This window comes from Mycobacterium sp. Soil_C_30 (assembly GCF_057656995.1).
This window is the reverse complement of the sequence record NZ_JBDGJH010000034.1, coordinates 36771-44596: the sequence shown is the minus strand read 5'-3', so window position 1 is coordinate 44596 and position 7826 is coordinate 36771. Positions and strand designations below refer to the sequence as shown.

At 67.7% G+C, this 7826-nt stretch carries 5 protein-coding genes and 1 pseudogene; 4 read left to right on the top strand and 2 right to left on the bottom strand.

Features of this window, described 5'->3' with window-relative positions; genetic code table 11:
- A pseudogene (locus AC3A6P_RS34640) lies at nt 1-189 on the top strand (Rv3654c family TadE-like protein); the annotation flags it as partial.
- On the opposite strand, the gene AC3A6P_RS34635 reads toward AC3A6P_RS34640, so the two are convergent.
- Together AC3A6P_RS34635 and AC3A6P_RS34630 are read right to left on the bottom strand one after the other, a co-directional pair.
- Nucleotides 186-1187, bottom strand: coding sequence for a PAS domain-containing protein (locus AC3A6P_RS34635; protein WP_487696960.1), 1002 nt, complete (start codon nt 1185-1187; stop codon nt 186-188). The pseudogene AC3A6P_RS34640 and the gene AC3A6P_RS34635 sit on opposite strands and share 4 nt — an antisense overlap.
- Nucleotides 1188-1479: 292 nt before the next feature.
- Entirely contained in the window at nt 1480-3807 is a 2328-nt protein-coding gene (locus tag AC3A6P_RS34630; protein WP_487696958.1) for a DEAD/DEAH box helicase, read from the bottom strand.
- A gap of 218 nt (nt 3808-4025) precedes the next feature.
- On the opposite strand from AC3A6P_RS34630, the gene AC3A6P_RS34625 reads away from it, so the two are divergent.
- The 3 genes from AC3A6P_RS34625 (at nt 4026) to topA (ending at nt 7817) form a co-directional block, all read left to right on the top strand.
- A complete protein-coding gene (locus AC3A6P_RS34625; RefSeq protein WP_005138711.1) occupies nt 4026-4229 on the top strand; it encodes a cold-shock protein in 204 nt (67 codons plus the stop codon).
- An 80-nt stretch (nt 4230-4309) separates the two neighbouring features.
- A complete protein-coding gene (locus AC3A6P_RS34620; RefSeq protein WP_487696954.1) occupies nt 4310-4888 on the top strand; it encodes a hypothetical protein in 579 nt (192 codons plus the stop codon).
- 118 nt (nt 4889-5006) lie between these two features.
- Nucleotides 5007-7817: a type I DNA topoisomerase gene (topA, locus tag AC3A6P_RS34615; protein ID WP_487696953.1), complete on the top strand. Its 2811-nt coding sequence runs from the start codon at nt 5007-5009 to the stop codon at nt 7815-7817.
- The last annotated feature ends 9 nt before the right edge of the window (nt 7818-7826 follow it).

Below are 7826 nucleotides of genomic sequence, written 5' to 3'. Positions count from 1 at the left end.
GGTCGGTTGGTCGACGGCCGGCAGGCCGCCTGCGCGGTCGCCGAGGCGGTGGCCGCGGCGATGCGGGCCGGCAGCGCGGGTTGTTCGGTGCAGGGACTCGACGTCACGGTGCGCGTGACGGTGCCGGTGCGGTTGGGGCGCTGGGGTACCGGCCACGCCCACGCCGGTGCCAGGGCGGGCCCGGGCTAGACGGCCACCTCGGTGGCGGTGGGCTGGCGCAGCGTGATCATGCCCGCGAACGTGCCGGGTTCGAGCTCCACCCGGTGCACGGTCACGTGGATGTGCACCCAGCCGCCGTCGTGGCCGGGGAGCCGGAGCACCTGTTCGGTCAAGCCGCCATCGAGCTCGGCCGTCATGATGTCGATCAGCGGGGTGTCCTCGGGGTGCACCCACGGGGCGCCGGTGTGCCCGCGCCAGTCGTAGAGCGGGCACGGTTCGTCCAGCCACTTCAGCAGCGTCCAGGTGTTGATGTCCACCAGCGCCCGGTAGCTGCCCGGCCGGGCCAGGCCGTCGAGGATGCGCTGGGCCAGATTGTCCTGCGCCACAGGCGGTGTGGCGCGGTGGCTGCGCCAGTTCATCGCCCGCACCAGCAGATGCGAGGTGCCGTCGGGGGCGGGCTCGAGGCCCGAGCGGGCCACAAAACCCACAGTGATCAAACGGCCCTCGCGGTCGGTGACATCCCAGGTGTTGCAGTACGTCGTTCCGGGCGTGTTCCGGACTGCCAGCGACAGCACTTCGGTCTCGCTGGCATTGAGATCCCGCGTCGGCAGGTCCTCGGCGAAGGCTCTGCCGTGGGTCCGCTCGTGGTCGGGGTTCATCCCGCTGTTGGCCAGCGACTGCGCGGTATCGGTTGCCACGCCGGTGGTCAGGTTCCACACCAGCGGGCCCGGCACCGAGCGCGGTGGCGGCACGGCATCGGGCGGGCCGAGCCAGATGTGCACCCCGTGGACCCGGCCGTCGGACATGACCACCGGTTCGGTGCGCACCACCCGGTGGTCTCTCGGGGTGCGGCGGTGCAGGCTCTCGGCGGCTGCCGCGGTGTCCGCCACGGCTTGCCGGAAGCTGTCGAGGTAGGGATTGCGGCGCAGGAACACCGTGATGGGCACGAGGTTTTTCAGTTGGTCACCCTGGGCGACCACCACTGGCTCGTCGCCGAGCGTCTCGACGAGTAGCCAGTCGTGGGCCATGGCGAGACTTTACTGCGGTTTTCACAGCCGCCACAGAGGTTATGGCAACGAAATCCGTAGCTGATCCCCTGATTTTCTGCGGTGACCTCCGGTAACGTCTCACGTCGGATTTGCACCCCACTATCGCTGCGGGTAATTTTCCGGTTGTGCCCGACCTGTCGGGGATGGGGAACGGATCGTGTTGTCCGACCGTTCGACCGCACCAGCCACGGTGGAGTGGCGCCCGAAGGGGCGGCCGTCGAGGGGTCGGTCGTTACTCATTGGGCCCGAGCCACTTTTGTCGAGGTTGGTCTCACAGTCGTCGTGCCAGTTCGTTCAGCACCGAGCGCAGCACGACGACGGCTCCCGCTTTGTCGAGCGGATCGTTGCCGTTGCCGCATTTCGGCGATTGCACACACGACGGGCAGCCCTGAGGGCATTCGCAGGCCTCGATGGCGGCCGCGGTGGCACTCAACCACGTCTCGATCTGCTGATAGCCCCGTTCGGAGAAGCCGGCGCCGCCGGGATAGCCGTCGTAGACGAACACCGTCGGCAATCCGCTCGGGCCGATCGCGGTGGACAGGCCGCCGATGTCACCGCGGTCGCAGCTGGCGACCAGGGGCAGCAACCCGATGGCCGCATGCTCGGCCGCGTGCAGCGCGCCGGGGATGCGCAGCGGTTCGATCCCGTTGCGCTCCAACAGTTCCGGTGTCAGCGTGTACATCGCGGCCACCGTCGGCAGGGTGCTCGTCGGCATGTCGAGTTCGACGAAATCGATCACCTCACCGGCCAACGTCCGGCGTAGGTAGCCGATCACGGTGTGGGTCACCGCCACCGGGACGAACCCCAGGGTGACGTCGCCGAGATCGATCTGCTCGCCGGCCCCGGTGACCGTGATGTCGGTGAGTTCGCGGGCGTGGGTGGTGTAGCCGGGGTCCTCGGCGTGGACGAACGCCACGGCGGCCTCGAAATCGAGGTCGTCCACCACATAGGTCTCACCCTGGTGCAGGTAGACCGCACCCGGGTGCACCGTGGCAGGCGCCTGCCCGGCGCCGGTGCCGCCGAGCAGCCGGCCGGTGCCGTACTCGACGATCGCGATCTGCCCGCCGATCGAACCCCGGATGTCGACCGCGGCGTGCGGGTCCACCCCAGGCGCGGGGTAGAAGCGGTCTCCGCGATGCCGCAGCAGGCCGTCGTCGACCAGCTCGCCGATCACCGTCTCGGCGTCCAAGGTCCGTACCTCGGCTTCGCTCAGTGGCAGTTCGGTTGCCGCGCACAGCAATTGCGGCCCCAGGACATATGGATTGCGGGGATCGATGACCACCCGCTCGATGGGCTTGTCCAGCAGAGCGGCCGGGTGGTGCACCAGGTAGGTGTCCAGAGGGTCATCGCGGGCGATCAGCACGATCAGGGCGCCTTGGCCTCGTCGACCGGATCGGCCCGCTTGCTGCCAGAAGGAGGTGACCGTTCCGGGAAACCCCGCCAGCACCACCGCGTCCAGACCGGAGATGTCGACCCCCAGTTCGAGCGCGTTGGTGGTGGCCATCCCGCGCAGCCGGCCGTCGGCCAGGGCCTGCTCGAGTTCACGCCGGTCCTCGGCGAGGTAGCCGGCCCGGTACGACGCCACCTTGTCGACGAGATCGGGTGCGGTGTCCTCCAACCTGGCCCGGGCTCCGAGCGCGGTGAGCTCCGCGCCGCGGCGTGACCGCACGAAGGTCAGGGTGCGCGCGCCTTCGGTCATCAGATCGGCCATCACACGGGACGCCTCCGCGCCCGCCGACCGGCGTACCGGGGCGCCGTGTTCGCCGGTGACGTCGGTGCGCAGCGCCGGTTCCCACAGCGCCACCGTCCTGGCGCCGTGCGGGGAGCCGTCGGCGGTCACCTCGGTGACGGTCTGGCCGATCAACTCGGCGGCCGTCTCACCGGGAGACGCCGTGGTGGCGCTGGCGAAGATCACCGTCGGCGCCCCCGAATACCGTTCGGCCAGCCGCAGCAGCCGTCGCAACACCATTGCCACGTTGGACCCGAAAATACCCCGGTAGTAATGGCATTCATCGACGACGATGTATCGCAATCCGCGCAGGAAGACCGCCCATCTGGCGTGGTTGCGCAACATCGACAAATGGATCATGTCAGGATTGGAGAACAGCCAGCGCGAGCGTTCTCTGGCGAACCGGCGCACCTCGGAGGCACTGTCCCCGTCATACGCCGTGGGTGCCACATCGGCCAGCCTGGGGACGGCGGCCGTCAACTCGTGAGCGGTGCGGAGCTGGTCGTGGCCCAGCGCCTTCGTCGGCGAGAGGTACAGCGCCCTGGCCCGCCGGTCGGAGAGCAGCGCCTGCAGGATGGGCAGCTGGTAGGCCAGCGATTTCCCGGACGCGGTACCGGTGCTGATCACCACGTGACGTCCGGAATGAGCCAGGTCGGCGGCGGCCACCTGGTGCGACCACGGAGCCTGCATCCCACGGTCGGTGAACAAGGTGACCAGCTCAGGGTCGGCCCATGCCGGCCACTGCTTCGGCATGCCTTGGCGAGCGGGCAGTTCGGCCACGTGACGGATTGGATTCTCGGTGCCGTCGGTACCGGAAATGGCCTTGGAAACAGCCGCAGAAAGGAGCTCGCTGCCGAAATTCGCCGTCACATCCGAAATTGTTCACCAGTCTGTAGCAACGAGACTGTCGCGGCGGCCCCGAACGTGCTTGGATAAGGGTGGTCGCAGCTTCTGTGTGGTGTCAAAGCTTTCGCAGGATCGACGTTGCGGTCGCGGTTCCTGCGAAGGATGTGCGGTCGGAACGGGCCCGGCTCACCGGACGTCGGTGCGCCGCACCCGGTAGTTACAAGTTAAGGAAAGATCGAAAGATGCCACAGGGAACTGTGAAGTGGTTCAACGCGGAAAAGGGCTTCGGCTTCATCGCACCCGAGGACGGCTCCGCTGACGTGTTCGTCCACTACACGGAAATCCAGGGGTCGGGCTTCCGCACCCTCGAGGAGAACCAGCGAGTTGAGTTCGAGGTCGGCCAGAGCCCCAAGGGCCCCCAGGCCACCGGCGTCCGCGCCGTCTGAGCGACGACACTGACGACACACCCCCGTACGGATGATCCGGCGGGGGTGTTCCCTTTCCGGGCTGCCTTACTGTCAGTGGCGTGGCGCAGCTGTCCTTCTTCTCCGCGGAGTCGGTGCCGCCTGCCGTCACGGATCTGACGGGATTGCTCGCCACGGGTGGGCAGCTGGTCCTGCTCGATGCCGGTGCGCGACTGTCGGTGGTCGTCGAGCACGAGTGGCGGGCGGTGGCGCTGGCCGAGATGATCTCCGACGCCGGACTGACGCCGGAGATCAGCCGGACCGACGAGAACACCCCCCTGGTGCGCACAGCGGTCGATGCGCGGCTGGTCGGGATCGCCCGGGAATGGACTCGTGGGGCGGTCAAGACGGTGCCGCCGCAGTGGCTGCCCGGGCCGCGGGAGCTGCGGGCGTGGACTTTGGCGGCCGGCGCACCGGAGTCGGACCGTTACCTGTTGGGTCTGGACCCGCACGCACCGGACACGCACTCGCCGCTGGCGTCGGCCTTGATGCGGGTTGGGATCGCACCGACTCTGATCGGTACTCGCGGCAGTCGTCCGGCCCTGCGTATCAGTGGCCGAAGAAGGCTATCGCGCCTGGTAGAGAACGTGGGGGAACCACCGGCCGATGTTGAAGCGTTCACTCATTGGCCCCGTGTTTGACAGGTGTGACGCCTGTTACCGGTTTGCGTCACGGGGCCCACAATGCAAAATTGGCAGTTGCCCGCAGGGTCGGGGGCCTGTAGGAGCGAACAACTGTAGGAGCGGAGCGTAGGCGCACGTGGCTGGCGATGGCCGTAAGAACGGCGGCAGTACTGGCGGGGTTCGACGTCTGGTGATCGTCGAATCGCCCACCAAGGCGCGCAAGATCGCCGGATATCTGGGTTCGAACTACATCGTCGAATCCTCTCGCGGACACATCCGGGACCTGCCGCGCGCGGCTGCCGACGTGCCCGCGAAGTACAAATCGGAGCCGTGGGCCCGGCTCGGGGTCAACGTCGACGCCGACTTCGAACCTCTCTACATCGTCAGCCCGGAGAAGAAGAGCACTGTCACCGAGCTCAAGGGCCTGCTCAAGGACGTCGACGAGCTCTATCTGGCCACAGACGGTGACCGCGAGGGTGAAGCCATCGCCTGGCACCTGCTGGAAACCCTCAAGCCCCGCATCCCGGTCAAGCGGATGGTGTTCCACGAGATCACCGAACCTGCCATCCGCGCCGCCGCCGAATCGCCCCGTGACCTGGACAACGATCTGGTGGACGCGCAGGAGACCCGGCGCATCCTGGACCGGCTGTACGGCTATGAAGTGTCGCCGGTGCTGTGGAAAAAGGTGGCGCCGAAACTGTCCGCGGGCCGGGTGCAGTCGGTGGCGACGCGGATCATCGTGCAGCGCGAACGCGAGCGGATGGCGTTCCGCAGCGCCGAGTACTGGGACATCGCGGCCGAGCTGGACGCCAGCGTGTCCGATCCGACGGCGCAGCCGCCGGTGTTCAACGCGCGCCTGGTGTCCGTCGACGGCCAACGTGTCGCGACCGGCCGGGACTTCGACTCCCTGGGCGCCGTGCGCAAGCCCGACGAAGTGGTGGTGCTCACCGAATCCAGCGCGGGCGCCCTGGTCAGCGGGCTGCAAGGGGCGACGCTGGCGGTGTCGTCGGTGGAGGAGAAGCCCTACACCCGTAAGCCGTACCCACCGTTCATGACCTCGACGCTGCAGCAGGAAGCCGGCCGCAAACTGCGGTTCTCGTCCGAGCGCACCATGAGCATCGCGCAGCGGCTCTACGAGAACGGCTACATCACCTACATGCGTACCGACTCGACCACGTTGTCGCAGTCGGCCATCAACGCCGCCAGAACGCAGGCTGCACAGCTCTACGGCGAGCAGTACGTGCACCCCTCACCCCGCCAGTACACCCGCAAGGTCAAGAACGCCCAGGAGGCCCACGAGGCCATCCGGCCGGCCGGTGACACCTTCGCCACCCCGGACGGCGTGCGGCGGGAGCTGGAGAACGACGAGTTCCGGCTCTACGAGCTGATCTGGCAGCGCACCGTCGCCTCCCAGATGGCCGACGCCCGCGGCACCACCTTGAGTCTGCGGATCTCCGGGCAGGCGGCCACGGGTGAGAACGTCGTGTTCTCGGCCAGCGGTCGCACCATCACCTTCGCCGGCTTCCTCAAGGCGTACGTCGAGAGCCTCGACGAGCAGGCCGGTGGTGAGGCCGACGACGCCGAGCGCCGCCTCCCGAACCTGACCCAGGGTCAGCGGGTGCAGGCCAACCAGCTCACGCCGGACGGCCACTCCACCAATCCGCCGGCCCGCTACACCGAGGCGTCGCTGATCAAGGCGCTCGAAGAACTCGGCATCGGCCGGCCCTCGACGTACTCGTCGATCATCAAGACCATCCAGGACCGCGGCTACGTGCACAAGAAGGGCAGCGCGCTGGTGCCCAGCTGGGTGGCGTTCGCCGTGATCGGTCTGCTGGAACATCACTTCGGCCGCCTGGTCGATTACGACTTCACCGCCGCGATGGAAGACGAGTTGGACTCGATCGCCTCCGGCACCGAGCAGCGCACCAACTGGCTGTCGAACTTCTACTTCGGCGGCGAGCACGGCGTCGACGGCTCGATCGCCCGCGCCGGCGGCCTCAAGAAGCTCGTCGGCGGCAATCTCGAAGACATCGACGCGCGAGAAGTCAACTCCATCAAGCTGTTCGACGACGCCGAAGGCCGCGCGATCAATGTCCGGGTGGGTCGCAACGGCCCGTATCTGGAGCGGATGGTCACCGGTGACGACGGTGAGCTCACACCGCAGCGGGCCAACCTGAACGACGAGCTCACGCCCGACGAGCTGACGCTGGAACTGGCCGAGAAGCTGTTCTCGACGCCGCAGGAGGGCCGCTCGCTGGGTATCGACCCGGAGACCGGTCACGAGATCGTCGCCAAGGACGGCCGTTACGGCCCGTACGTCACCGAGGTGCTGCCCCCGCCGGATGAGCCGGAAGACGGTGTCACGGCCAAGAAGGGCAAGAAGCCGACGGGCCCGAAACCGCGCACCGGATCGCTGTTGCGCACCATGGATCTCGAGACGGTGACCCTCGAGGATGCGCTCAAGCTGCTGTCGCTGCCGCGGGTGGTCGGCGTGGATCCGGCCAACGGTGAGGAGATCACCGCGCAGAACGGCCGCTACGGGCCATACCTCAAGCGCGGCACCGACTCTCGTTCGCTGGCCACCGAAGAGCAGATGTTCACCATCACCTTGGACGAGGCGCTGAAGATCTACGCCGAGCCCAAACGGCGCGGGCGGCAAGCCGCGGCGACACCCCCGCTGCGCGAACTCGGCAACGACGCTGCCTCCGGCAAGCCGATGGTGATCAAGGACGGCCGCTTCGGCCCCTATGTCACCGACGGTGAAACCAACGCCAGCCTGCGCAAGGGTGACGACGTCATGTCGATCACCGACGAACGGGCCTCGGAATTGCTCGCCGACCGGCGGGCGCGTGGACCGGTGAAGAAGAAGGCAGCCGCGAAGAAGACGGCCGCGAAGAAGGCGCCCGCCAAGAAAGCGGCCAAGAAAGCGCCTGCCAAGAAAGCCTGAGCTCAGCCG

Excerpts from the sequence above, each read along its gene's own strand:
- AC3A6P_RS34625 (WP_005138711.1), top strand. The coding sequence starts at position 4,026 with ATGCCACAGGGAACTGTGAAGTGGTTCAACGCGGAAAAGGGCTTCGGC.
- AC3A6P_RS34635 (WP_487696960.1), bottom strand. The coding sequence starts at position 1,187 with ATGGCCCACGACTGGCTACTCGTCGAGACGCTCGGCGACGAGCCAGTG.